The organism is Pseudomonas sp. P5_B2, assembly GCF_056400445.1.
Genome location: NZ_JBFULH010000777.1, coordinates 1 through 1,719, shown reverse-complemented (window position 1 = coordinate 1,719; position 1,719 = coordinate 1). Strand labels below are relative to the sequence as shown.

1 protein-coding gene is annotated in these 1,719 nt (G+C 59.2%); it reads left to right on the top strand.

What is annotated here, in order from left to right; translation table 11 throughout:
- Nucleotides 1-1,719 (top strand): efflux RND transporter permease subunit (locus AC1DRJ_RS26670; protein WP_477804786.1); only part of this gene is annotated, 1,719 nt, incomplete at both ends.

Sequence of the window (1,719 nt, the reverse complement as noted above, 5' to 3'; positions counted from 1 at the left end):
TGGCTGGACCCGGTGAAGCTCGCCGGTTTCGGCTTGAGTGCCAGCGACGTGACCAATGCAGTGCGCCGGTATAACTTCCTGTCCGCCGCCGGCGAGGTGAAAGGCGAGTACGTGGTGACCAGCATCAATGCCAACACCGAGCTCAAATCCGCAGAGGCCTTTGCGGCGATCCCACTGAAGGTCGAGGGCGACAGTCGGGTGCTGTTGCGTGATGTGGCGCGGGTGGAAATGGGCGCGGAAAACTACGACACCATCAGCTCCTTTGGCGGCTCGCCTTCGGTGTACATCGGCATCAAGGCCACGCCCGGCGCCAACCCGCTGGACGTGATCAAGGAAGTGCGCAAGATCATGCCGGACCTGGATGCCCAGTTGCCACCCAACCTCAAAGGTGAAATTGCCTACGACGCCACRYTGTTCATCCAGGCCTCGATCGACGAAGTGGTGAAAACCCTGTTCGAGGCGGTGTTGATCGTGATTGTGGTGGTGTTCCTGTTCCTCGGCGCCTTTCGCTCGGTGSTMATCCCGGTGRTYACGATCCCGTTGTCGATGATCGGCGTGATGTTCTTCATGCAGATGATGGGCTACTCGATCAACCTGCTGACGCTGCTGGCGATGGTCTTGGCCATCGGCCTGGTGGTGGACGATGCCATCGTSGTGGTGGAAAACATTCACCGGCACATYGRRGAAGGCAAGACGCCKYWTGACGCGGCCATCGAAGGYGCCCGGGAAATCGCCATGCCGGTGGTGTCCATGACCATCACCCTGGCGGCGGTCTACGCGCCGATTGGCTTCCTGACGGGGCTCACGGGGGCGCTATTCAAAGAGTTTGCCCTGACGCTGGCCGGGGCGGTGGTGATCTCCGGGGTCATTGCACTGACCCTCTCACCGATGATGTGCGCCCTGCTGTTGCGCCACGATGAAAACCCCAGCGGCCTGGCCCATCGCCTGGACCTGATTTTCGAAAGCCTCAAGCGCCGCTATCAACTTATGCTCCACGGCACCCTCAATACCCGGCCGGTGGTGCTGGTGTTCGCGGTGATTGTCCTGTGCCTGATTCCGGTGCTGCTCAAGTTCACCAAGTCGGAACTGGCGCCGGATGAAGATCAGGGCATCATTTTCATGATAGCCATCGCCCCGCAACCAACCAACCTCGACTACCTGAGCACCTACACCGATGAGTTCATCTCGATCTTCAAGGCGTTTCCCGAGTATTACTCTTCGTTCCAGATCAACGGATCCAACGGCGTGCAATCGGGGATTGGCGGCTTCTTGCTCAAGCCGTGGAACCAGCGTGAGCGCACTCAAATGCAGATACTCCCCGACGTCCAGGCGAAACTGAAAAGCATCCCGGGGTTGAAGATTTTAGGTTTCAACCTGCCCTCCCTGCCCGGTACCGGCGAGGGGCTGCCGTTCCAGTTCGTCATCAATACGGCCAAGGATTACGAGTTGCTGCTGCAAGTGATGGACCGGGTGAAAAAGCGTGCAATGGAGTCCGGCAAGTTTGCTTTCCTTCACGTCGACCTGGCCTTCGACAAACCGGAAGTGGTGGTCGATATCGACCGCGCCAAAGCCGCGCAGATGGGTGTGTCCATGCAAGACCTGGGAGGAACACTGGCGACCTTGCTGGGTGAGGCGGAAATCAACCGTTTCACCATCGAGGGTCGCAGTTACAAGGTCATTGCGCAGGTTGAACGCCCGTTCCGGGATAACCCGGACTGG